Here is a 25382-nt window from a genome sequence, read left to right on the forward strand (position 1 = left end):
TTAGCGTCCCTCACTCACATCGTATTGACCTGCGAGATCGGCAGCTGCAAACGCGGTTTGCATGATTTCACTTGCTTCATCTACCGATAGTTCTAGCTCGGCTAATGCCTGCTGCAGCTCTTCGAGTGACTCGGCATTAGCCACCAGTGTTGCAATTTGCTCGGTAAAGCTGGCTAACACCGGAGCCATATTGCCTGCTAATTGGTTGTGCATCTGCTTAAGCTCGGCTTCAGATTCTGCAAGCTGTTGCTGCTCTGCATCTAGAGTTAAGTGGTTAATCTTAGCGGCGGTTAAGGCGGCTAGCGTATGTTGATTAGCGGATAGCGCAGCATCTTCGCCTTTAGCTGGCTTAGATGCGGGGCCTACTGGCGGCGTGGCCGCTTGGCCTTCGGGTAGTAATATCGCCTCGCCATTTACAGGCTTTGGAATACGCGTTTTATCATGTAGCCATTGCTGTGGCACTTGCATGCCCATGCTAACCAGTACCTTTAGCGGTTCGGCTAACTCGGTTAAATCTTCAGGATCGCTAATATCGAATACTAAACGAGGATGACGCCTAGGGCTTTGGTAACTCTTACAATTAAGGGCGTACAGCGGGGCAACGAGATCACGGGTTAAAGTTTCAGCCAATTGTGCTAAGTCTGAATCGCGCAGCTCTTGGCGCACCTCGTTATGTACATTACCAAGGGCGTTGGTTGAGCTTTTGCCATCGGCCTGGCTGGTGAGCGTGCCGCCTAAAATAACCTTACTCATGGTCTTTTCAGCCCAGCTCATCATGAGTTCAAACGGATCTGCTTGGCCCTGGGCGGCGCTATGAAAGTCCATCACCATGCCTTTAGGCATAATGCCACCCGCGTTATGGCCAATACTCATTACCGCCTGCAGTAGAGCGCGCTTTTCATCATCGTTCGCACCACTTGGGTATTGGCCTATACGCAGTGGTAAACCGTAGATCTCTAAAAATTCAGCCAAATCACGCACACTGTAGTTTTTAAAGATAAATGGCCACACCAATTGGCGCACTAAGCCACCACGGCTTAAGTAACCTGATTTAGCTAGGTGGGTGTGTTTAATCCAGCCAAAGGGCCACAGCTCAGCACCTTGATGGCTGGCATCGCGCAAGCGCAGTTCATTACGGTTTTCGGGGTGAGTCATAAACCAGGACGGATCACGATACTCCGGCACCTCGACAAACCATTCGCCTAGCTCGCGCGTCCAGGCAAGTTCATGCATGCTAAAACCTTTAAGAATGGCATCGGCCATCGACTTAATAAGGCTCTTTATCCAGTTGCCTTCTTCGAGCATCTCTTGCAAATATTCAGTATCGGCTTTCTCTTGTGCGCTGGGGTTACGTGGTGGGGTTAGGTAATAATCAACGCCGATTAGAGCACGTTTTCGCTTGTCGAGTTCGGCGTATAAATGGCCGTCTTTCTCTTCAATATCTTCGGCCAGCTCACACTGAGCAATCAAGTCGCCCTGCTCTGCCGCTTGCAGTATTTCAGCTGCGCTTGCAGGCGTTAAGCCACTTGAAGGATGCTGGCTAAAGGTGCGATGCAGGCCAGTAATACGCACATCATCGGTTTGTAGAGCCTTGGCATCACGCTGCTTAAAGGGGCGACCATTGGCGTCGAGTATTACAGATTTCTTTTGTTGCATTACCAGCAGCCTCGCTGTGATTGAGTATGATCATCATCGCCACTTGGGCGTGCATTGGGGTTACGGTGATCACTTTTAGGAATAGGAGTAAATTCGATGGGGGCACCGTCGAGGGTGGCGGCGTAAACCATGAGAAACAAACTAATGGCCGCATCACCATGACGCTCTTTATCTTGGCCTGTACGTACATCACCTAGGCATGGTGTGCCTCTGCGGTTGATGGCGAGCGCCCGCAAATCAGTGCTGGTGTTATCGTCTCTGGGAATAGTGATTAACCCGTCTTCAAAATGGCTTTTAAAACGTGGCATTTGCTCACGATAAAAAGACTCTGACAACATGACGCACTCAATCACCTCAGTGCCATATTTGTCTTGAGCGTATTCAGCCAAGGCTTGGCCATTGCCGCGAGCATCCATGCCGCCACCGCGAAGTCGGGGCAAACGGTCGACAATGTAAAACAGGATCTGCTCTTGCTGACGAAAGGGAATATTTTTAAGCTCGACTTGCAGCTTTACTTTGATGTGTAGGTCTTGCGCTATCTCGCCCACATCGATCACGGTTAAGTCACCACTGCGGGCAAAATCCTCGCCAAACACATGGGGGCGGCTTGGATCTAAGTTATCGAGTATTGGCTTAAGTTCATCTTCACACCATTGCAATATTTCTGCTGCACGCAGGTTTTCTGGCCATTGCCCAAAGTCATCTTTTTTAGCCAAGCGAATAACCGGACCACTCTCACCAATACTGCCCATGCGTGCTTCAATCAAGGCACGATTTAAATAGGCACCACCGCCAGATTTAGGCACACAACCATACTCTTCAAGTGCATCCTCTTCAGTGGCTGTGGCTTTAAGTAAGGCCGCTTTCCAGTTGTCTTCTTCAGCTTTGCTCCACTCGATGCCACGAATTTGGCAAATGCGTTTGTATAAGCCTTCATTGCAAGCATCATCGAGTGTTATGCGGTGAATGCTGTAATCTTTTTTACCCGCACGGGAGTCATTAATCAGCTCATTAAATAGGTTATCGATGCCGTTATGGGTACTGATTAAGCGAACCTTTGCGCCCCACATGGTCAGCGCTAATGCAGCTTTTAACACTTCGGCTAAACGGTCATGAAAGGCGGCTTCATCTATGGTGACGTTGCCTTGCATACCACGCAGATTTGAGGGGTTACTTGATAACGCTTGGATCTTAAAGCCCGAGGCAAAGTAGATGGCGAAGGTTAAGATCTCTTTGCCGTCTTGCCCCTCATCGATAAAGATCTCTTCTTGTATATCGCCAGCCGCTTTATCAAATACCTTAGCCCACATGGCTGCAGCGTCGATAAACTCTCGCGCCATCTCTTTGTTTGAGCCAACATAAAAATGATTAGTGCCGCCTTGGCCACGGGCGGCTCCTGCAGTTAATGCGGCATCAGCCGCTTCAGCCCAGGTTAAACCGGTACGGCGTGACTTTTCAGCCAGCTTGAGTTGTGACTCATCCGCTATCCAGCGTTTTTGATACCCAAGTAACACTTCTTTAGGATCATAACCACGCAGGCAACTTGCTTGATACTCAGCGTCAAAAGCTGGCTCATATGGGGGCTCAAATGAAGAGTTAGTTGGATCACAGGTTAACATTAAGCAATTCCCAAAATTTCTTTCTTGAGCAGGCTTACCGCATCGGCAGTTAAACCCGCAGATTTAGCGACCTTCTCAGCAGTATTGGCAGCCTCCTCGGCAAACAGTTTACGGATCTCTTTTTCGCGTTTATGGCTCGCCATAGCTGCTGATTCGAGCCGCTGCACTGCCAACATGGCATCTTTGATCATGCCTACATCTGCCGCTTCACCGTCTTCGTTTAAAAGCGCTTTAAACAGCTGCGAACGCGCCATTTCTAATATCAGTTTGGTGACTTCACCTGTGGGTTTATCACCTAACTCTGCCGTCCATACTTGGGTAATTTCTCGCATCTCACGCAGGCTTTTGCCAACCGCTTCCATCTTGGTGGCATAACGGTTTAAACCTGCACGGGATAGTTGTTGTTCTTCGGGTAAGCCTGCCGCATTGATAAGCGCATTAATCTCATCAAGCAGTTCCATTTGAGTAATGGAGCCATCACGTAAACCACTGTCTAAGGTTTTGCGGATGTCATCGGGCAGCAAGTCGACCTTAGAGCGACGACCGCGGGTTGGGGTGTCTGCGGTTATCATTAGCACTCCCCAGCCCGAGGGCGTTTAATGCCCGGCACTACTGCTCGGCCTTGAGAAACATCTTCGCCTCTAGCAGTGAGCACCGCCTTTTGAGTGCTGCCGAGCTTTTGCAATGTAATTAAGCCCTGCTCTGCTAGCCAAGCAAGTTGAGTGCGTAAGCTGTCACGGCTGATATCTAACCCGTATGCATTAAGACCATCTTGCAAGATGGACTCATTTAAGTCGAAACCAGATACCTCTGCTAGCAAACGTAAAATCACCAGCCGCTGGTGTTCTTTCATGATCTCTTGTAATGCCATTAGTCGTTCCTTAATTCGTTTTCCAGTAGCAGATCTGTTTTACGCTCAAGACGACTAATGCCCTCTTGCGTGGCGTTAATGGTTTCAGTAAGGCCACTTAGGGTTTTATCTAGGCGGTGGACCTCTTCTTTGGTCGGCAGGTGCTTAATATCAGCCTTGACCTGCGTCATCTGCTGATCGATTTGGCTCAATTTTTTATTAAGGTGTTCATGATCACGTCGTGGGGTAAATCGTTGATTGAACCAAGCCAGTAAACCTATAAAGGCCAAGTAAGCAAAGGCGGATAACCATTTAAAGTTATTGTTAATAAACTCCAATGCATCAGCCACGGCGGCCTCCAGTGCGCTGACGTTCACGCAGATCTTCATCTTGTTGGCAACTTAAACAGCGCTGCGCCCTTAGCCGCTGAGGTTCAACAGCCTCTAAGCAATCCACACATATGCCATTGCCTTGTGCTAATGGCTTACGAGCCCTTGCGATACAGCTTTCACGTTCACGCATCTCAAGGTCGCTAGCCCAGTCTTCGGCTTTCATTTAAGCTCCTGCGCTGCCACGTTTAAACAGCGGCCCCAAGCCCGTAGTAATACTGCTAGCAACACCAGCTACAGTACTTGCACCTTCACGCCACTTGCCAATTTCACGCAGCCCCATATAAGCCAGCAGTGGTGAAATAAGTAACAGTGCCATATCAAGTGAGGCCCCTGAGCCTTTATCAAATGCTGCCGCCGCTTCTAGCCCTAATACATATGTTCCAGCGATGTAACCCGATAAGCGCGCCATATAAGGGCGGGTCTTACTCACATAAAGGTTAGTGCTGTTATCACCGTTTTGAATCGTCTGCTGAGTTTGCAGGTGCAAACTGGTATCGCGCTTAGCCTCGATGCGCGCCAGCTGCACTTCGCATTCGGCAGCCACCGATTTAAGCTGCAACAAATCTTGGGGCGATAGTAAAGTCAACGCCTGATTAAGGGCTTGCTCAGGGCTAGGTTTACCTGCTGCAATATCAACTAAGTTGGCTACCTTATTTGCGATATCCTTTTTGGCTTTACCGGAATCGTCATTATCAAAAAAACTACCAATGCCACGAATAAGATCGGGACCAGTTTTAATTAAGGTAGAAGCGATTGCAGTGAGTGTTAGCGGGTCCATATTCGGTCCTTAGTGAGAGCAGGTGTATGAATAATTGGTGACTGAGTGCTTAGCGATTTGGATGGCTTCAATTGATTCCTATTTGAATGTGGCTAGAGAGCATCATTGCCCCCGAATCACTATGGTGCAGCTTTGCTCACCGACTAATGCCAGTAGCTGTTCAAGAGCATTACGACTTTGTAAAACGCCCCACTCTTTACCTACAACGCCAAAGGATTCACCTGGGGCGATGCAACCCAGGAGCTCGCTCACACGATTGGCAACATGGATTAAACAGTGGGTTCGCTGGCTAGGACCGTACAGAGTTACGCCTAGAGTGGGCGCAGTAATAGCAAGGCATACGCCTTTGCTCGGGCTCTGGTGGCGTTGTATTTGATACGTGCCTTCAGGGATGCAGCTCTTGCCCTTCTGGTTATTTAACCAAGAGCATTCAACGGTAACAGCAACAGTATTACCACCAGCGTCTTTAAGTTCGCCAAAAGTACCGTGCTGAAAGTAACGGCGGTAGAGGGTAAGCTTTTGTGCAGGCATAAAAAAACCGAGACAAGGAACATAGGTTCATTGTCTCGGTTTATGGTGTTTGGCAGGGTTTGAAAGATTTCGGGATTAGTTTGTCAATCTGCTGTAACGAGACTTAAATGCATCTTTACCACCTTCCATTTGTGCACATATTAAATCTTTCATCGCTGGTTCCTGAATAGACCCCATTTGGCCTACTGTCACTTTGCCCTTATCAAACTTCATAGAAATTACATTTTCCGCATCACCATTCACAACTAGCGGCCCCGAGTGTGTAACCAATATTAATTGTCGTCTAGATTTGTTCTTTCTTATGTTTGGAATGACATTTGTCGACAGCATTGCACAATCCAGATCATCTTCTGGTTGGTCTATTATAATTGGTTCGTCGCCATAACTGAGTAAAAAGCTTAACATTGAAGCACTTTGTTGGCCTGGTGACGCATCTTCTAAATTAGACCAGCTATCATCATCCCTTTTAAACTGAATAAAAATACCATCTTCTGGAAACCAAGTGTTCAAGGTTCTTAAGCGATCATTGGTTAGCTCACTCAACTTTTTAGCAAAAGAAGCATGAAGCCCTCTATCCTTCATGATATCCATAGTGACCGTATGGAAATCCTTTAATTCTCTTAATTTAACGTAAGTATCTAACGCTATTTTAGAATTTCTTTTTTCAATCTTAACTAATGGGTCAAGTAACCCTTTTTTTGATGCAACATCATATATATGTTCACTAAATGACTCAAAGCCTACAGCTTGCTTATACCCAGCAATCAAGTCTTCTTCTGGTTCCCCCAAAGGTAACACTCTGATCTTTAAGTTTTCAATTTTCAGTAAATCAATAAAACTTTGTCGTCTATTTGTCAGCTCTTGTCGACTATCTACTAGCTGCTGGTATTTATCATTGAGTAAACCAATAGTTTTGACAAGCTGGACAGGTGATGACGCCAAACCTCTAGCTTTATCTGCTAAATCAGAACGCTGCGCAACTAATTCAATCAACCTTTCCGGTGAAGCACCTTTTTCATTTAATGTTTCAACACAATCTTGAATCGCATGAGCATTTTCTTCAAGTAAAGCAGAATTAACTGTATATGGAGGGCGTTCGATAAGGCCATCAACCTTAGCCCTATAATCACCTATTAGTGATTTTAAGCTTTTAGCAAAGTCAATATTTAACTTATTTGCATCCGATACCCATGATTCAGTTATAGAGTCCAATTCATATTCAGGTTCTAACAATTCAAAAACTGACTCTTCACAAGCTTGCTCTACATCATTCAAGCTTGTCTGTATCCCCTGAATAAATTGGTCTAAATAGCCTTTTTCTTTATCTAATTGCTCTTTTTTTTCAACCAGTTTTGAGTAATCTGAGTCTTGAACTTGTTCAATACTTAGACTTATATCTTTATACTCGCTTTTAATAGTTTTTAACTGTTTACTATTACCTATAAGCCTCTCTCTTTGAGCAAATAAAGCACCATACTCATCCTCTAGGCTTTTATGTACAGTAAACCAAGAATCATAATTCACCTCTTTAGACTGATCTACTATTCGTAAAAATGCATTACTAGCATTAGCTATTTCAAAAAGCATTTTTTGACTATAAATAGAAATAGGAAATCTTTGTGAAGAAAACGATTCAGATGTGATTGTCCCGTCAGAGTCTGTAAATTTAGCTAACCGCTCTATAGGCGAAGCTTTAATTAAAAACTTTTGGGAATCTTTATAATAATCAAGCTCAATCAGGGAGTTTTTCCCAAGCGTTTTAGCAACAAATTTATCGTACTTTAGTTTAATATCCTTTGGTAACTCATTATCAAGCCCTAAAGCATATCGAATATACTCAACAACAGTAGACTTTCCACTCCCTCGACTACCGATTATAGCGCTATACCATGGACTAAAACCTACTGTGATAGGCATTCCATTGTTAGAGCAAGTATTTGTGTTTATTCTTATTTCACTAACTCTATTACCTGGTTGCGCAGGCGGCTTACCATCGATACTTCGAATAATCGAATATTCATGATCAGCAAGTGCAGTTTTCAAGCCATCAAAGTTTGGAGAACTCATCTTGACCCAGGTGTAAAGGCTTCCGGCAGTGCTACGCTCATGAGAGTCTGAACCAATAATTAATGGCTTATTTTCAATAAACTTTCTCTTTTGCTGATCAACGTCTTGAATATCACCTTTAAGCTCTATTGCATCGATTTTCTTATTAAATATTTGTCTAATCGCACCTAAATTTTTCTCAGTTGTTAACAAACCTTTTGGTCTATCCACATGAGCCAAAATCGTTAAACCATTGTTTGCCTTAATAATATCTAAACACTGTTCAACTCCCGAAGTTAACACTAAGCTATGATTTGGTATATTTAGTGGTTTACCGCAAGCACCTACGACACCAGCGATTTGTTCTGAATTAAAATCTTCTGGAAAAACACCTAAAATATGTACGTTACCAGTAGCTGTTAATTCAACACTAGGAAAAATGCTTAAAGGCTTAAATCCGTTTTTTTCACCAGCATCAAACTCTTTTTTTAACTCTTCGAAAGCCAGCTTTGCTTTATCAACAAAGGCCCCCGTATTGTGATCTGAAAGAATAATGGCATCAATATCAGCCCTCATATACGCTAATAACCAATCTTTAGGCGAAACAGGGTCATCTTCCCTATAATCTTCAGAAGCTGGAGAATGACAATGAAAGTCAAACTTAAACCAATCGGTACCATACATAAAACTTATCTCAACACAGTCATAAATTGTGTTGATCGTACCACAAAACTTCACCTAAACAATTAGTTACAGCTCACGTATATTCAAAACAACCTTCTCTGCTTCCTCGCCACAAACGCCGCCCTTTGCTCGGCAATAATCTGACTCACTCGTCGCTCTGTCAAGCTATAGTCTCGCGACAATTGCTCAAGGTTATTGCCTTTAAACTCTCGCCAGATACGAATATCACGCAGCGCATCTTTGAGACGTTCACCATTAGGAATATAGATATCTCGGCCACCAAGATAGGCACTTAAGGTCGTTGCTAACGCTTCACTGATTTGTACGGCATTGCTAATAGCTTGCCCTTCCAAAGTAACACGCATTAGCTCACACAAGCTTTGCAAGGTTGATGGCCAGCGTTTGGTGAAGTCTTCACGCTCATCTGGTTTGAGGTTTTGTAGGGTTTCGAGTGCTTGTTCAAGTTCTTGATGGCTAGTTTGCAACAGGTCCATCTGATCGGTACTTTCATGTTGAATAGCATCAGCATGCTTTTTAGGCATTAAGTTATTCATGGGCGGCCCCTCCGTAGGCTCCGTTTAAATATAGGTCGACAACTTGGTTATAGCTAAGAGATTGATGGTTTGATTTTGCGATATTGTTGAGCGTTCTTGATTGAATACGTTCTAGCAGCTCACGGCGGTGCCAGTTTTTAAGGCTCTCTAGCACTCGATTGGCTTGTTGTGGATTGAGCCAGGCCACGCTATCGACTTGTTGTTGTGACTTGGTCATACGGCGTGCATAACTATCTAATGCCGTTTCGCTAGCGTCTTGAATGATGTTGTGGTGACTCATAGTGATCCATACCGCACGGATTTTATCGATTAGTGCCACCTTTGCATTGCCTGATGCAGGGCTTAAGCGTTTACCTTTAATGTTTGGTTTAACGTTCGCTTTAACTTTCGCTTTAATGCCCTTTTTATCGTTGTTTAAACTTGGTTTAACCCGAGTGGGTTTAAAGCCTTTTTGCTTAAAACATTCTAGTGCTTGTTCAAGCTCACTAAGCGTCATGGCACGCAGTGAGCTTTTGCCTGTGGCATGTTTGAGCATACTGCGATAAAGGTCATCGTCTAACTGCAGCTGCGTCTTGGCTATATTGATTAAAGTAAATAGGCGTTTAGTATCTGGCGTAATTGTGTGCATGGTTATCTTCCCCGTTTATCAATGCCTAGCGAGTCGGCTAGCTGATTTGCCCACTCAGCGGTTGGCGGCTCACTGCACTTTTCGTTCACTGCTCTTGTCGCTCACTGCACTTATTGATCACAGCTCTTGGTCAGCTTTCTTGTTGTGCTGATGGGTCAATATTTTTCAGCGAACGAATGATGAAGAAACCTATTAGCCTGCGCTTTTCTCCGGCAAACTCAGGGCTGAGCTCTTTTAACTCATTCATGAGCGCTGCACTGATGAGTAGGCAGTAGTGCGGCGTGGATAACGCCATTTTGCTTAGTTCGCAGCGCAATGTTTCAAAGTTCGCTTCAAGCAAAGCTGCAATACGTAACTTAAATGCGACTCGGTCGAGACTGGCTTGGTTTTCGTCAAACAGGTGCTGTATTGGACTAATCATGATTTGCTCCTTACATACCCATTTAAAGGGTGCTGATATCCATTGATAACTGAACATATTTGCCATTTGGTAAACGCTCATATAACCGCAGGTATTCGCTGGTGCCGGTGATTTGAATGGCATCAGCAATGGCGTCCATGGCCTTTTTCCAAGCGGCATCGTCGATATCTAACTGACGTAAGCTAAGCACTTGGTTAACGTTGATTTGACCTTGTTGGTCGACGCGAAATGCATGCTCTACCATGGCCATTAGGCGGTCGTCTGCTCCACCTGACCAGGAATGAATACACTCATCGATTAAAGTTTTAGCGGTTTGGATACGTTCATCAAAAATACGGTGTTCACCCACTGCGCGGCGTACCTGGTATTGACCGTCGAAACTGCTAAGTGAGACGTTGCCTTTTTTACCGCCTATATTGACGCCGTATTCATTGGCTGAGAGATCGACAAAATCGGTGATCTGATTCATGGTGGCGAGTTTGAAATCGAGCATTGCTTGGCGCAGCGCTTTGCCTTTAATGACAATATCGCTAACCACTTCGTCACGAAGCTTGTCGATGGCTTTGATGCGCTCTTCTGGTACGAGATCGCCTTTTGCGTTTTTACGATAACCAGCTGGGATGCCATTTGTATTGGCTTGAGTTCCAACTTGAGTATTGTTTTGACTGTTCATTGCTTATTCCTCATTCCAGCGCACGGTGACGCCATGAAATTGCACTGCGCCGCTACGGCGGCGAATGCCCTTTATGTTTTCGATAATTTCGACTGCCATGGCTTTAAACTCTTTGGTTGGCTGGTCGATATGGACCACTTTGTGTTTACGGCTTAGCACCTTCATGCCGCGTAGGCGCAGTGCACAAACGACATTAATTTTTTGGGTGTTCATGTTGCCTCCTAGCGGCTTGTTGCTGGATTAGTTTGTTGTACCTAAGCTCTAGTGCCTTTAACTCTTGTTTTAATAGGCTGCACAGTTGCCTTACCCCGCCACCATCCGTTTGTGATTGGCGCTCTAGGCGGTTATAGGCTGCATCGGCGCTATAGCGCTTTGGTGCATCACTTGCCGAGAAATTGGCTTGTATTGCGATACGCTTAAACTGCTTTTGTTCTGGCAGGGTTGAATGCGGGCAACCACTACGACAGGCGCGGTATAGGCGCAACTTTATTGGGTTACTGGTTACCGTGTTGTTTTGATGTTTGTCGCATTGATGCAAGGGGATTTCGCCCATAATTGGGCAAACAACCGTGCGGTGCATGTAGGCTCCTTCGACTAGCTTTTTCATCCGTTGTAAGTCGCCTGGGTATTTGCTGTTTATCAGTTGGCTAATAACCGTTTTGGATACTCCAAGGTTTTTTGCAACGGCTTCTTGACCGTGTTCATTAGCCTGTTCGGCTAATATCTGCTGCCATTTACTCATCGCTTGGCTCCTTAAACGGATAGAAAGCTTGGCTATTTTGGTCCCACATGCCTTGCTTTTGAGTGGTTGGATATAAGCGACCGAGATCTTTAATCAGCATGTATTTAACGCAGGAGTAGCCGCTTTGATTGAGAAAGCGCCCTTTCTTACGGATAAAGCCTGATTGCTCTAAGTGCCATAGATAGTTGTTGATTAAGGACAACGATGCATTAGTGGTGGTTTGCAGTAACTCGACACTGAATGCACGATGAATACGGATGGTGTTCCAGATCTGTTGTGATCGGGTGCCCTTTTTTACTCGGCGCTCTTTTCGCTTTGGTACCATTGGCGTATGCAGTTGCAGTGCCTGACGTTCAATACAAACGCGGTACAGCGTGCCTTGATACTTGTTTCGTTTGTCGATTACTTCTATTGCACGCTTTCTGATTAGCGTGCGAGTAAAGCCAACGATTTTGTTGGTTTTGATATTTAAAACCTGTGCAATCTCTTTGCAGCTAAATGTTTGTCGATTACACATTAGCCCCCAAGCTTGGTGCCTTATAGAGCTGGAGTTTGTAGGGATATTCATTGGTTATCCTTATCTATTTTATTAGCGCACGGGTCTAGGCTCTACACTTGGCGGCGTGAATGGTTGAGGAACAGCTGGCCGTCGCCCCATACCGCTTTGTCGACAAAATCAAGCTCATTAGATAGTGCAAAGCGCTCAATTTTCTCTAGTGCGATGAGAGTTCGGCGCACCTCGCCACCACTGCGTTGGCGAATGTAGTCGAGTAGGTCTTCTCCGACTTCTACGTCTATTTCGAGTAGCTCTGTGGCAAACATTGAAACGTCTTCGTTATCTGCAGGCATAAACTCGACCCACTCTGAAATACGGTTGAATAACTGCTTGCGGTGACTGATGCGACGGGCGATCTCTTCCATGCCGATAAGTACGACAGGCAGCTCTGTGGCGTCGTAGATATCACGAATGGTTTCCATAGTTTTTGACTGGCCTACGATGTGGTCTGCTTCGTCAACAAACAGCGCTATTTGCTGCTCGTTCATGGTGTTGATGATGAAATCAACTGACTTACGCAGAGGAAAAATAGGCTCGCTGCCTAGCTCTTTCATTACGCGGGCTAAAAAGCTGCTTGGGGTGTCGGTAGCACAGCAGCGCACGAATGCAGGCAAGCTGCCCATGCTAGTAAGTTGGTTAACCATGTAGGTGACGGTGGTGGTTTTACCAAAACCACTGGCACCATGGATTAGCCCTATCCCTGGAGTGATATCGCTACGGCTTTGCAGATTGGCAAACATGTCTTGTGTGCGTAGGACGTTTTTTACTTCAACGATTTTATGTTTCATAATGGCATTCCTTTGGTTTGCGTTGGTTTTACTGTTTGTAAGGCTCAATGACCTCGGGTTTGAAGGCTGAGCAGCTATTTCACTTGGCGGTGGGGCTGCTCAGCTTTTTTCACTTTTTGTTGATTTAGAATTTTGTCTAGACGATTACGTTGTAATAAGTTGTTTAGGCGATACTTCTTCAGCCAGTCTTGTTCTGCTTGGTTTAGTTTTCGGGTGAGTGATTCTTGTGTAAGCATCACGGCTTTTTCGTGATCGCTACGGACGATGCGTGACTCTTGCTCGGCCATGTTTGCTTTACGTTTGGCGATGGCCTCTCGTTGGCGCTCTATGGCGGCGAGTTCGGTTTCATTGAGTTGATGTTGCTTATTGCTGGTCGCACTGCTTAAGCCTGCAATTGCATTGTTGTCGTGACCTGTTGTGCGCTCGATATAGCTGAGGCTGGCACGCTGTAGTTTCTTTTGTGCCAATTCGTCGGCGTAGAGTGAGTCGATACCAAACTCTTGCTGCAGGCGTTTAGCTGACTTACGAAATGCAGCCAACTCTTTTTGGGTTTGCTTGCGGCGCTCACGAAATTCACTTGGGGCGATACCGCGATTAACGAGATCCATATTGACGGCATCAACATAGGTATCCCATTGGTCAATGGGATAAAGCGTGGCACGACCGATATCGCAAGGATCAACAAATACTCGTACCGTTTGACGTTGCCATGCGGCTTCCATCAATTCTGGCGCTGTATATTGCACGCCGTCTGCTTTAACACTGCCACGTACGACTTTTGCGGTGCCGATGAAGTTGAGTAGAGTGTCGAGAATGTGGGCGTTACCAATTGCTCGCTTTTGGTACCCTGCTCCTGCATACAACTCAAATGGCGTTTTATCGGTTTTATCGTGGGGTACGTGGTTGTAATCAAACTCTAAGTAATCGTTTAGCGCTTGCTGCAGTTGTTCTGGCGTTAACGCTAGCCTTAATCGCTCAGCTTCCGCTTGTTTTTTACCTTCACCAATACGCTTGGCAAAGTTGTACATGGCTTCGATTTGTTGACGGTCGCTAACGCTATGACCGATATAGCCTGGCATTTTTTCCATTAGCACACGGCTCATGGTGCCAAAGAAACGCTCGATAAACGGCTTTTCCCAACCACTAAACGCATTGGCTTTGGAGAGCTTTAAGTCGAGTAGATTGAAGATGGTTGTAGTGCGTTGTGATACATAGTCACTACCATTATCGGTACGCATGATTGCGCCCTCTTCTGGTAAGCCCCACTCTAGTAGTGTTTTACGCAGCAATAGGCAGATAGCTTCGCTATTTGAGGTTGGTGCAACAATTAATTGCACGCGGCGGGTATAGGCATCAATCACCGCTACTATGCTGTGGCGTTTTAGCTTGCCATTAACGTTGAGCTCAACATCTGTGGGGGTTGAGTCAAATTCCCATACTTGATTAGGCCCATCAATATGCGGGTACATACGCGCAAACAGCGGACGGTATTTGTCGGTATATAAAGTGGGATTGGTGGTAAAGGCATGCTCTAGTTCATGCTTGTCGGCATATTGATTTAACCAGCGTTTAAACGAGCTAATTGAGGGTAATTGCCAGCCATATTCATCAGATCTGACCATTGCCATATCACGCACTTTAGCGGCTTGCTTTAGTAAGTGTGGCTTTTTGGTAACCAGCGCCATTAGAAACTCATCTAGGCGTGGTTGGTCATCGATTTTAGACTTAACATTACCTTTGTATTGATCAACAAGGCCGATGACTCCGTCTTGACTATAAGCTTTTGACCAGCGGTAAAGTGTTCTTTCGGCGACTTGCTTAACGTGAGTGCGTACGGCTTTATCAGCTAGCAACTGTTCAGAGTTGAAACCAATTACAAAAGCGTTGATACCATCACTTTTATTACCAGCATCTATATATGGTGCAATGAATTGCTCGTAGGCAGTGACAACCTTCTCACGGGCTTTTGCTTTTTCTTGCTTGGCTTCATTTAGGCACATGAACGCTGTTAAGCCTTGGCTTTTGTTGCTGATGCGTTGTTGGCGAGATTGTGATTTCTTAGTCGCATCTTGCTTTAGTGCTGATTTTGCAGCTACGACACAGGCCTCTGTACTTTGCTCAACGGCTTTAGCGCGCAAATATGCTTTTGTATCTAAAGGCAAAGAATCAAAGTGATATTCAAAGCCCTTACCTTTTGCTTTTGGACGGCTTGTCCATCCATGTTTATGGGCGTTAAGGCGAATATTCCTATCCGATTTAGGCAAGCCAGGTAACCCTGTAAGGTCCTTTGCCGTATACCATTGCTTAATCATCACTGACTCCAACTAAATCAAAATCAATAGCTAGAGACAGGTGGAACATAATCGCTTTGGCTAATTCTGTTCTTGGTTTACGTCCTGTCGCTGGTGCAAAAAGCTTTACGCACTTTTGTACGGTTCTAGGGTTATAGCCATTAGATAATGCCCAAGACCTGCAACTCATACCCTTTGCTAACAAAGCTGCGTGTATATGGTTTGCCTTTTCTATCCGCATATATTTATACTCTTCATATGACTGTTCGCACTGCGAACCCTTAAACACCATAAACGTACGTTCGCACCGCGAACGAATATACATATAGTTGATCCGTTTGTTCGCATCGTCAATACTTTATGTTCGTTTTTTTCTTAAAAATTAACGAAGAATATATAAATGTCTGAAAATAAAGGGGATACATTGGAAAAGGATCTAGCTGAAGAGATTGGGATCACTGATCCGTTTCTCGAAGAGCAAATAGGATCATTCGGTGAACGTTTAGAGCAGTTAATTGAGCGTAAAAAGGTAAGCAGACGCATGCTTGCGACTATGGCGGGCACGACTGAAGCGTCGATTAGGAATTATATTAAAGGGCGCATGCCTCAAATCGACATTGCTTATAAGATAGCCAAAGTACTAGATGTCTCTATAGATGAGTTAATATCGGGCGAACCCGCAGAGTCTTCTATATCAAGCGAGTATGTATTTATTCCGGTATACAACATTAAGGTTAGTGCTGGACACGGTTTGGTTAACACTAAACCTGAAGATGTTGTTAGACGCTTGGCATTTAGAAAGAACTGGCTCAATTATCGAGGATTCAAAGATTCCGACCTTGTCATGGTAATGACTCAAGGCGACTCAATGGAGCCTACTCTTCATTCTGGTAACTCGCTGCTTATTGATACTAGCGATAAGAATCTAACTGATGGTTGTATCTTTGTTTTACGTTTCGGTGATGAGCTTTATGCCAAACGCCTACAAAAGCGTTTCGACGGTGACATTCGCCTTATCAGTGATAATAAAGAGTATGAAGATCAAATCGTCAAAGCTGATGAAATCGACACACTACAGATTATCGGCAAAGTGGTTTGGATAGGTAAAGACCTGTATTAAAGCTGGTTTAAAGGGCTATTAATCGCGCGATGATAGCCCTCAACCTTTTTTGCCAAATTAACTGAACTCAAAGCAGCAAACTGACTAACCCTGCCAAATCATCCGATTTGACCAAACCCTGCTTCAACTTCAATATCTGACTAGCCAAGCCCCAATACGAAAGGCTTTCCCAGCTGTTCCTACGAGATCTCACCTATTCTCGGTTCAATCCCCTACTTGCCATACCTAATGACTGGTTACAGATTTAGAGTTAGAAGTGGCAACTAATTCAAGGGGAATAGATGAAAGAATGGCTATTCCCTTGTGAGGCTGTTCAACGCAGAAGTAGGCAGCCAAAAACGCTCCAGAAGGGCGAGTTTTAGCGATTCTGATGCTGTGACTCTTACAAACAAAGAGGGAGCTTGAACCTAGTTCAACTATGCCCTTCACTCGCAGCGAATGTCATTAAAGCACGACTATATGGATATAGAAGGTAGAGTAACGCAGGAGCAGTTACCAAGGAGCACTTAATGATCTTGCCTCAAAACCGTTAAACTCTCGCTGAGCGACCAAATCTTTATACTGATAGGTATAACCTAGGTTAATTAAGGTTAGGTCATCACACAGGTAATCAAACTGGTAGGCAGAGACCTAAGATAGTACGTGCTTAACTTTAATACTGTTACGAAATGCACTCGGCGTGCAGCCTTTAATAGACAGGAACTGGCGATTAAAATTCGATGTATTATTAAAGCCACATTGGTCACTGATCACTGCAATAGGATGATTAGAATTAATGAGTAATTTACAGGCTTTGCCAATGCGTAATTGATTTATAAAAGTCGTTAAAGTTCGCTCTGTACGCTTCTTAAAAAAACGGTGAAAATGATTGGTACTCATATGCGCGATTTCAGCGAGTTCTTCTGCATAAATAGATCGCTCAAAATTATTATAAATATATTCAATTACTCTATCTAACTTATCTATCCCCACATCGGTACGATGGCCAAATGTAAAAAAGCTACTGGATAATGTTGCAACTAACGGATCAGCTTTCATTACATTTAATAAAGTTACTAACTGAACATAACGATTGAATGGATCTGCACTATCCATTGCCAAAAACAGCTCTTGCGCCCTTCTTGTACATTCTGCCCCAAACAATAGGCCCCTTGATGACAAGTCGAGCATAGACTTTAACTCTGTAAACTCCTTGTGTTCATCAATTAACCCCTCAATCCAAAGCTTAGGGATCTGCGCGACATAAACCGTTTGTATCGTTCCGTCACTATTCTCATCGGTATGCCATGTATGGGGCATGTTAGGCCCAACAAGCACTAAGTCTGCACCAGTATATTCTTCTATATTGTCACCAACATAGCGCAAACCAGAAGAATTTAATGTTAGGCAAATTTCATATTCTGGGTGGTAGTGCCAATTGAAATCAATATTGGCTAATTCATACTTTACAAAGCGCCACGAACAATTCGCCGATGGGATCACTTTTTCACACATAGGTTTCATTTTTTATAAATCCATTTATTTAGCGCATCCTAGCGATTAGGAACCACAACACCGTTTACATTGTTTGTTTAAGTTAGCTGTTGACCATGAATGTTATTCATAAAGTCGAATTCTAACTAGGGATAACCGATTGAATACTAGACTTAAGTTGAATAATCTTTTTGATTATATCTAATGAGAAAGTGGTCAGTTTTACATTGCAAAAATGGCTTTATAGTTAACAGCGCTAAATTCAAGCTAAGCCCAACCTAAGCTCAAGCCAAAATAAAATGTTAGAAAATAGATATTGCCAAAAACAAATACCGATAAAAATCAATAAATCACCTTACAAACCTGCCGCCAGTCTTATATAAGAATTAATACCTGATTTGAACTGAACTATCGATTACGCTGCCGCTTTTCGAAAATGTGTTAACGCTATTTGTTTAAAGTAGCCTTGGGCTTTTGCAATAAATTGTGGGTCAAGCTGGTTGTGTGGCATACAAAGCTTATCATTGCGGTAATCCATGCCAGCAAGTAGTGCATACCAAGAGGGACTAAAATAGGCCAGCTCAGCATCAAAACGGTACAGTAATGCGTCAAAGTCTTTTCCTGAACGCCAACAAGACAAAATTGACGCGAGTCGGGGCTGAATATGCGCTTTACTGGTGACCTGCTGCCAATAAGGGCTGTCTCTGCGAGGACTCGTGACATAGTGAGCGTGAATATACTCTTTTACCCCGAGCACTAACTGCGTTAGTTGCCGATTAAAGGTTGCACGAGACTCGGCTTGTGTTTCAACAAAGTCTGTCGTGGTCAAAACTTTTACAAATGACTCAATGCTCCATTGAGTAACCATTAATGCGGTTGCTTCTAAAGGTTCAACAAAACTATGAGATAACCCAATTGCCAAGACATTTTTTGTCCAAGGGCTAGAACGCATGCCTACTTTCATTTTTAAATGCTTAAAATCTACTGTAGTTGGATCAATATTTAGCTCTGCTGCTAACTCCTGCTCTGCTTCTCGCTGCGTTAAATGCCTAGAGCTATATACATAGCCATTGCCCGTCCTCGACGTCAGTGGGATCTGCCACATCCAACCGGCAGATAAAGCTTTTGACATTGTGTAATGCTTTGTTTGTTGCGGCTCCATTTTAGTGCTTACGGCAACAGCTGCATCATTAATAAGTTCAGTAGAAAAAGACTCAAAATCGACACCAAGCGCTTTTTCAATCAATACGGCTCGAAAGCCACTAGCATCAAAGAAAAAGTCAGCACTTAGCGCTTCACCACTTTCGAGATTGAGCTTTGCGACATTTCCATCTTGGGCCAACTCGCTTGCAATTACCTCATCAACTAAATGAGCAACACCTTTATCTAGTGCGTACTGTTTGAGCACCTTCGCGAGTTTTGTTGCATCAAAATGATAGCCATACTCAAGTTCTACAGGTAGAGCTTTATGCGGCTTGGGAGCTAAATTCATCTGTGCAAGCTGACCTGTAAGAAAAAAGTCATCACCAGTTGTGTGTGGGCCAACTCCGCGACGCCTTGCATTAGCAAGGTGGAAAAATACTTCGGCAGGTTTAACGTCAAAGGAGGTATAAAACGGGTGAAAATAACGGCTTCCCGGCACGCTCCAGTCGTCAAAGTAGATACCCGTCTTAAAACTCGCATCACAGTGAGTCATCCAATCACTCTCTGTGAACCCTAGCGACGCCATAAAGTGCTTTAAATACGGTGTGGAGCCTTCACCAACACCAATGGTTGCAATCTGGCTCGATTCAATGAGGGTGATATCTAGTGAAGCGCTACTTTTGGCATTTGCTAACGCAGCAGCAGCCATCCAACCTGATGTGCCGCCACCAACAATGACTATTTTCTTAATCGTTTCCATTTTATCGACTCCCAAATATTGATAACTCACCAGCTGGATAACGAAGCAGCTTTAGATAAAAACTCGCGTGATATTAGGCGTTCCGAGGCATACTGTTAAAACTACAAAAGGAGAGCTAATCTCAGCCTCTCCTCGTACAACAAATACCGATTAATTTGCAGTTACTAGAATTGGTAGCTGGCACCCAAATAGTAACGTGAGCCAAATTCAATGGTATTTTGAGTTAAGTCATAGGTAGTATCACGTGACTGAATGACTTCATTGGTTAAGTTAACCCCCTCAAGCGTAAGATTGAGGTTTTCTAATACATGCCAAGTAATAGAAGCGTCCCACTGGCTGTAGTCATCATTTAGTACAGTATTTAACGCACCAACACCTTGCCACTCTGTACGCCAGTTGTAGGCAACACGGGCAGTGATGTACTCATTCTCATAAAATACTGAGCCATTAAATGAGTTTTCAGATACACCAGGCACCATCTCTTTCTCACCAGCAGCATTAGTTTGTTCGCTATCAACATAAGTATAATTACTTAAGAAGCCCACACCGGAATCCCAAGTATGTTGCAGCTGCAGCTCAACACCGGTTACAGAGCCGTCACCACTATTTTGTGGACGTGTAACGCGGCACTCATCCCACAAATCTTCGCTTGGGCCACAAGTTTCAACGTATTCAGTGCTTTCAACCACATTGACAACGTTGTCAATTTCTTTGACAAAAACGGCTGCTGATAGCAAAGAAGACGGTGAGAAATACCACTCAACACCAATATCGGCTTGATTTGATTCGTAAGGCTGCAAATTAGGATTACCGCCATTTGCGCTGCCAATATTCGTTGCGATATTTAACCCAGGTTTCAAATCGCTATAGTTATTACGTGCCATCACTTTTGACGCTGCACCACGTAAAATCAAATCATCAGATAAGTTATAAGCAATGTTTAAACTGGGTAACCAATTATCGTAATCAACTGTTTCATTGAAAACATTGCCATCCGCATAACCCGTCGACTTTTGCTCTGTTGTTACATAGCGAACGCCTAAATTACCGCGGTAATTGTCACCCGAAAAATCAACTTGTGCATACAGTGCTAACATTTCTTCTTCAACAGAAAAGGTATTACCTTTATTGAGCACTTCAACCAGTTCGCCGTTTTGATATTTTTGGCTAATAAAGTCCCACCATTTGTTTTCATCTAGATAAGCGTATGAATTAAGCGTATTGCCAGATGATTGAGAATGAAGACCGCTTAATACACCGCCACTCCAATTTGCTAAGTTACCATCAGGTACAAAACCAATGATTTCACTCGGGTTACGGTTATAGGCCTCTCGAGAAAAGTCACTGGTGTTGTACTTAATGCCAGAAGCTATATTGTCGATATAATCATTATCAAGCTCGAAAACCACATCAAATTGTGCATAGGCAATATCATGATCTTGAAGCGAACTTTCATAATTTGCTTCTTGTGCATGTTTAAACTGCGACGCATCGGTTGCATCAAGAGAAGTTAACTGAACTTGATAAGGTCCTGTCGCATCGTAGCTAAAGCCACCATCGACACTTCCTTGACCATTTGGAAATGCTGGGTCACCAATTTTATCGCCTTCGTCAGTCGCAGGGATCCACCAAGAAGATGAGCCGCCTTGAGTGCCACCTTTAGATGTTGATTGGCCAACCACACCACTTAACGTATAACCATCACCACTATACTTACCGGTTAGGTTTAGCACATCTGCTTCCATATTAACGGCATGTCGCACAACAGGGTTATAAATGATTGACGCATAAGCGGGCTGGATTGTTGCTGACTCTGTGCCACCTAATGAGTTATTAACAACATTTGTCGCTTCTGAACCACGAGCGCTTACGGTTAAAAAGTTATGGTTAACATGCGGGTTATCAAACTCAAAATTAAAGTAATCTAAGGTCAATTCAAAGTCTTCAGTTGCCATGAACTGTAAAGTAAGTTGAGCACTAGTACGCTCACGCTCTGCTCTAAAGGCTTGAGAGCCTATGCCCCATGCACCAACAGCGGCCTCTTCACCCGTTTGATCATTGGCTTCAAAATAGGGGTAATAGCCACTTAACGATTCTAATACTTGACGGCCAGAAGTGAGCTTTTCGAATGAATACGCAGCTAAAATACCAAAACGCTCATCTTCATCTTTCCAACTTCCTAAAAATGCCGCTCCGGGGTCATTTTCTTCATACAAAGAGCTGCGAGCCACTTCAGCGGAAATCATATAAGTATTGGCATCTAAATCGAGCGGCTTACGAGTTTGCAAATTAACAGTACCACCTAACGCTCCCTCTTCAATTCTCGCTTCAGGCGATTTATACACTTCAACACCTGAGATCTGCTCTGCCCCCACAAGCTCCATATTGAAGGTTCTAGTAGCGGGCCCTAAGTCATACCAAGATGTATTTGCAACGGATTGACCATTTAGCAAAATTCGAGATTGCTCCGGCGCAGTACCACGAATCGTCACGCCACTGACCTCACCGTATTGACGATCAACTGTTACCCCGGAGATCCGCTGCAACGCATCACCGACATTTTTATCTGGAAACTTACCGATATCTTCAGCAGTGATAGCATCGACAACAGAATTTGCAAAACGCTTAGTATTGAGCGACTTTTGCAGCGAGCTACGCATGCCTTTGACCTCAATCACCTCAATATTATCATCCGCTTGCGGCCCCTCAACCGCCAGAACAGGGCTTGAAGCCCCCATCAACACACCTGTGACACAAAGTGCCAAACTAGAGCGCTTAAACATTTTTAAATTATTATTAGCTTTCATGGTTATTCCTGTATTCCCTACACGTCCAATGTTAAAAAACCATTACTAACTTATACTGCTCCCCTTATTATTTTAGGTACATTTCACCTAAGTAATGATACTTATCTATCTTAGTTGCTGAAAAAACCGACCAAAACAACATGCGATGTAAAAACAATGTAAACAAACAAGTGCGTTAATTGCGCTAACAATTCACTGGTAATGCACATTATTAGCTCAAGTTGTACGTTAAATATTGCACTCATATCGTGATATAAAAACTCATTCTGTAATTGCTAATACTGCAGTCGAACATTTATCTCGCTCGTAATTTTATGATTTCTAGACCTAGCAACTTCACTTTATCTATAAGCTCAGTTTTATATCGCTAGAAAAAAATCCTTGCTAACGAATTAGAATTTGAAGTTTATAGGTTTTCACCCTAGCTAAACTTAGACGCCTAACAGGCTTTACCACAAATAAAAGCAAAATCATTAATAACAACGGCTAAAAAACGATTAAAACACCTCCCAAAAGCCAATGATTGAATAGTATTACCATTTGATAATTACGTATCTCTACTCAAATAAAAGCTAGGCAATATATAACCAACTAACAATACTCGCTCGATCCAAACTTTATTAATCAACAGGATTTAGCACAGCAAAGGATGCTGTTAATGAATAAGAATTTATTTTTAGTAGGGATTGTTCTACTTACATTTTTTGTGGTTTCTTTTATAACGAATATTTTAGGACCAATATTCCCATCACTCGTTAGTGATTTTAATATTAGTCTTGCTATCGCAGGTTTTTTACCTTTCTCATTTTTCGCTGCTTATGGCGTCATGTCGATCCCAGCCGGGGTTTTAGTCGATAAATACGGTGAAAAAGCCGTGCTTTATATCGCTTTTTCTATGGCCGCATCTGGCGCATTACTCTTCGGCTTATTACCAAGCTTCTCTATGGCAATGCTGTCACTTTTCCTCATTGGTTCAGGAATGGCGATGTTACAGGTAGCGATAAACCCTCTATTAAGAGTTGTAGGAGGAGAGGAGAACTTTGCTTTTTACTCTGTTTCGGGACAACTGCTTTTTGGCGCCGCAGGCACACTTAGCCCATTGGTTTATAGCTACTTCGTTACAGGCCTCAATAGCCAATCAGCACAAGACCCTATAATTAATTTACTGTCCAACGTCGTACCAAGTGACATGAGCTGGTTATCTATGTATTGGCTTTTTGCAATCATTTCTATTGCTATGCTGCTAATAATCTCTCGCGTTAATTTTCCTACAGTTGAGCGCAATAGCAGTGAATCAGTCGGTACTCAGGCTGTTTATAAACAACTATTTAAGAACAAAACCGTGATTTTATTCTTTATTGCCATTGCCGCCTATGTAGGAGCAGAACAAGGGGTGGCTAATGCCATGTCATTATTTTTACAACAGCATCACGGGCTTGATCCTGTTACCCAAGGTGCAGCAATCGTTAGCCGATTTTGGTTGATGCTTACCCTCGGCTGCATTCTAGGGCTAGGGCTTGTTAAGTTACTCGATAGCAGGCTTGTACTCGTTGGCTTTTCGCTTTGCGCTATCCTCTCTTTGACCGCTGCAATTCTAGGCCCAACGTCGATTAGTGTTATTGCCTTCCCGCTTGTAGGTTTCTTCCTGTCTGTTATGTGGTCAGTGATTTTCTCTTTAGCCCTAAACTCTGTTAAACACCACCATGGTTCGGTTGCAGGGATCTTATGCACTGGCATTATTGGTGGTGGATTAGCCTCACCTCTTGTTGGTTTTATCGCAGATATTAGTGGTGACCTTAGACTTGGGCTACTAATCGTTTATGCGATGCTTTTTTATATCCTCAGTATCGGCTTTTGGGCCAAGCCTTTAATCACAAACAAAACCATACAAATATTTAAATCCAAAGGAGAAACAACAAGCAATATTTAAGTAAGTAATGACGCAGTGTTAGGTTTATTTCACTAAGTATCCATCTTATTCACTCTGTAAAAAGCAGAGTTATGACTAGGTTTAATATGAGTTTTCCTTCAATTGTCACCCTTGATATTGGTGGCACTAAAATCAATGCAGGCCGTTACGTTAACGGTGTAATCGAAGAATCACATTCATTTGAATTTCGCGCTAGCGCAAGCTCAGAAGATATTGAAGATTTTATTATTCACTGCATTGATACTTTTTTTATACACAGCACTGTCGGTATTGCCATCGGGGTGCCTTGTATAGTTGATACTCAGCTAGGGGTGGTATACGACGCTGTAAATATTCCAGCATGGAAAGAATTTGCGTTAAAGCAGCGATTGGAGCGCCATTACAACATTGAAGTTTATATTAATAATGACGTGAACTGCTTTACCGTAGGCGAGCACCTGTTTGGCGCAGGCAAGGGCTATAACGATATTATTGGATTGTGCTTAGGTACTGGTGTCGGTTCAGGTTTTGTTATCCAAAATCAATTATATCAAGGCCATAATTGCTCAGCAGGCGAAGTCGGTGAAATAGGTTATCTCAACTCTACCATTGATGATTATTGCTCTGGACGCTTCTTTGAATTGCAGTTTGGCATCAATGGCGCGCAGCTAGCCCAATCAGCTCGAGCCGGTGACAAAGAAGCCATTGATGCTTTTGAGCAATTCGGACAGCACTTATCCCATGCAATATCTCACTTACTTCTGGTGGTTGATCCACAAGTGATCATTATTGGCGGCTCTGTGGCTAAATCCTTTGACCTTTTCATCAAAGGGGTTTGGAACGGGCTGGCAGCGTTTCCTTATCAAAAGCTGGTTAGTAACCTCGTCATCGCGCCCTCCAGCCTAAGTGATAGCGCCTTACTTGGCGCAGCACAATTACATTTGGCCTCTAAAAGGTAAAT

At 43.7% G+C, this 25382-nt stretch carries 25 protein-coding genes; 3 read left to right on the top strand and 22 right to left on the bottom strand.

What is annotated here, in order from left to right:
* The 19 genes from MSG37_RS03475 to MSG37_RS03565 form a co-directional block, all read right to left on the bottom strand.
* Window positions 1–1656 carry a DUF935 domain-containing protein gene (locus tag MSG37_RS03475; protein ID WP_248469183.1) on the bottom strand — a complete coding sequence of 552 codons (1656 nt, stop codon included), beginning with the start codon at window positions 1654–1656 and terminating at the stop codon, window positions 1–3.
* Window positions 1656–3275, bottom strand: coding sequence for a hypothetical protein (locus MSG37_RS03480; protein ID WP_248469184.1), 1620 nt, complete (start codon window positions 3273–3275; stop codon window positions 1656–1658). Before MSG37_RS03480 ends, MSG37_RS03475 begins: the two co-directional genes overlap by 1 nt.
* On the bottom strand, window positions 3275–3847 hold the full coding sequence (locus MSG37_RS03485; RefSeq protein WP_248469185.1) for a DUF3486 family protein: 573 nt from the start codon (window positions 3845–3847) through the stop codon (window positions 3275–3277). Before MSG37_RS03485 ends, MSG37_RS03480 begins: the two co-directional genes overlap by 1 nt.
* A complete protein-coding gene (locus tag MSG37_RS03490; RefSeq protein ID WP_248469186.1) occupies window positions 3847–4146 on the bottom strand; it encodes an ArsR family transcriptional regulator in 300 nt (99 codons plus the stop codon). The genes MSG37_RS03485 and MSG37_RS03490 overlap by 1 nt, the downstream gene beginning before the upstream one ends.
* Window positions 4146–4475, bottom strand: a complete 330-nt coding sequence (locus MSG37_RS03495; RefSeq protein ID WP_248469187.1) for a DUF2730 family protein — start codon at window positions 4473–4475, stop codon at window positions 4146–4148. The genes MSG37_RS03490 and MSG37_RS03495 overlap by 1 nt, the downstream gene beginning before the upstream one ends.
* The gene (locus tag MSG37_RS03500) at window positions 4468–4680 is read right to left on the bottom strand and encodes a hypothetical protein (RefSeq protein WP_248469188.1); all 213 of its coding nucleotides are present in this window, start codon (window positions 4678–4680) and stop codon (window positions 4468–4470) included. Before MSG37_RS03500 ends, MSG37_RS03495 begins: the two co-directional genes overlap by 8 nt.
* A complete protein-coding gene (locus MSG37_RS03505) occupies window positions 4681–5295 on the bottom strand; it encodes a hypothetical protein (protein ID WP_248469189.1) in 615 nt (204 codons plus the stop codon).
* Window positions 5296–5397: 102 nt separating this feature from the next.
* The gene (locus MSG37_RS03510; RefSeq protein ID WP_248469190.1) at window positions 5398–5826 is read right to left on the bottom strand and encodes a DUF5675 family protein; all 429 of its coding nucleotides are present in this window, start codon (window positions 5824–5826) and stop codon (window positions 5398–5400) included.
* 75 nt (window positions 5827–5901) lie between these two features.
* The gene (gene ppl, locus MSG37_RS03515) at window positions 5902–8556 is read right to left on the bottom strand and encodes an anti-phage protein Ppl (protein WP_248469191.1); all 2655 of its coding nucleotides are present in this window, start codon (window positions 8554–8556) and stop codon (window positions 5902–5904) included.
* Between the two features lie 83 nt (window positions 8557–8639).
* Window positions 8640–9110, bottom strand: coding sequence for a Mor transcription activator family protein (locus MSG37_RS03520; protein WP_248469192.1), 471 nt, complete (start codon window positions 9108–9110; stop codon window positions 8640–8642).
* The gene (locus MSG37_RS03525) at window positions 9103–9738 is read right to left on the bottom strand and encodes a regulatory protein GemA (protein ID WP_248469193.1); all 636 of its coding nucleotides are present in this window, start codon (window positions 9736–9738) and stop codon (window positions 9103–9105) included. Before MSG37_RS03525 ends, MSG37_RS03520 begins: the two co-directional genes overlap by 8 nt.
* A gap of 130 nt (window positions 9739–9868) precedes the next feature.
* Window positions 9869–10159, bottom strand: coding sequence for a hypothetical protein (locus MSG37_RS03530; protein WP_248469194.1), 291 nt, complete (start codon window positions 10157–10159; stop codon window positions 9869–9871).
* Between the two features lie 22 nt (window positions 10160–10181).
* Window positions 10182–10832 carry a DUF3164 family protein gene (locus MSG37_RS03535; RefSeq protein ID WP_248469195.1) on the bottom strand — a complete coding sequence of 217 codons (651 nt, stop codon included), beginning with the start codon at window positions 10830–10832 and terminating at the stop codon, window positions 10182–10184.
* 3 nt (window positions 10833–10835) lie between these two features.
* Entirely contained in the window at window positions 10836–11045 is a 210-nt protein-coding gene (locus tag MSG37_RS03540) for a hypothetical protein (RefSeq protein ID WP_248469196.1), read from the bottom strand.
* The gene (locus tag MSG37_RS03545; RefSeq protein WP_248469197.1) at window positions 11026–11574 is read right to left on the bottom strand and encodes a helix-turn-helix transcriptional regulator; all 549 of its coding nucleotides are present in this window, start codon (window positions 11572–11574) and stop codon (window positions 11026–11028) included. The genes MSG37_RS03540 and MSG37_RS03545 overlap by 20 nt, the downstream gene beginning before the upstream one ends.
* Entirely contained in the window at window positions 11567–12142 is a 576-nt protein-coding gene (locus MSG37_RS03550; protein WP_248469198.1) for a hypothetical protein, read from the bottom strand. Before MSG37_RS03550 ends, MSG37_RS03545 begins: the two co-directional genes overlap by 8 nt.
* Window positions 12143–12183: 41 nt before the next feature.
* Entirely contained in the window at window positions 12184–12918 is a 735-nt protein-coding gene (locus MSG37_RS03555) for an ATP-binding protein (protein WP_248469199.1), read from the bottom strand.
* 74 nt (window positions 12919–12992) lie between these two features.
* Window positions 12993–15230 carry a DNA-binding protein gene (locus tag MSG37_RS03560; protein ID WP_248469200.1) on the bottom strand — a complete coding sequence of 746 codons (2238 nt, stop codon included), beginning with the start codon at window positions 15228–15230 and terminating at the stop codon, window positions 12993–12995.
* Window positions 15223–15399 (bottom strand): hypothetical protein, encoded by a 177-nt coding sequence (locus tag MSG37_RS03565; protein ID WP_248469201.1) that lies wholly within the window; start codon window positions 15397–15399, stop codon window positions 15223–15225. Before MSG37_RS03565 ends, MSG37_RS03560 begins: the two co-directional genes overlap by 8 nt.
* A gap of 210 nt (window positions 15400–15609) precedes the next feature.
* Here MSG37_RS03565 and MSG37_RS03570 point away from each other — a divergent pair, with 210 nt between their 5' ends.
* Window positions 15610–16329: an XRE family transcriptional regulator gene (locus MSG37_RS03570; RefSeq protein WP_248469202.1), complete on the top strand. Its 720-nt coding sequence runs from the start codon at window positions 15610–15612 to the stop codon at window positions 16327–16329.
* A gap of 630 nt (window positions 16330–16959) precedes the next feature.
* Here the strand turns inward: MSG37_RS03570 and MSG37_RS03575 are convergent.
* The 3 genes from MSG37_RS03575 to MSG37_RS03585 form a co-directional block, all read right to left on the bottom strand.
* Window positions 16960–17832 carry an AraC family transcriptional regulator gene (locus MSG37_RS03575; protein ID WP_248469203.1) on the bottom strand — a complete coding sequence of 291 codons (873 nt, stop codon included), beginning with the start codon at window positions 17830–17832 and terminating at the stop codon, window positions 16960–16962.
* Between the two features lie 385 nt (window positions 17833–18217).
* On the bottom strand, window positions 18218–19705 hold the full coding sequence (locus MSG37_RS03580; RefSeq protein WP_248469204.1) for a tryptophan halogenase family protein: 1488 nt from the start codon (window positions 19703–19705) through the stop codon (window positions 18218–18220).
* A 164-nt stretch (window positions 19706–19869) separates the two neighbouring features.
* Window positions 19870–22512, bottom strand: a complete 2643-nt coding sequence (locus tag MSG37_RS03585; protein ID WP_248469205.1) for a TonB-dependent receptor — start codon at window positions 22510–22512, stop codon at window positions 19870–19872.
* 658 nt (window positions 22513–23170) lie between these two features.
* Here MSG37_RS03585 and MSG37_RS03590 point away from each other — a divergent pair.
* Both MSG37_RS03590 and MSG37_RS03595 read left to right on the top strand, forming a co-directional pair.
* Complete coding sequence (locus tag MSG37_RS03590) at window positions 23171–24442, top strand: MFS transporter (RefSeq protein ID WP_248469206.1); 1272 nt, start codon at window positions 23171–23173, stop codon at window positions 24440–24442.
* A gap of 86 nt (window positions 24443–24528) precedes the next feature.
* Window positions 24529–25380, top strand: a complete 852-nt coding sequence (locus tag MSG37_RS03595; protein ID WP_248469207.1) for an ROK family protein — start codon at window positions 24529–24531, stop codon at window positions 25378–25380.
* Window positions 25381–25382 lie beyond the last annotated feature (2 nt).

The organism is Shewanella sp. 1CM18E, from assembly GCF_023161665.1.
Classification (GTDB): domain Bacteria; phylum Pseudomonadota; class Gammaproteobacteria; order Enterobacterales; family Shewanellaceae; genus Shewanella.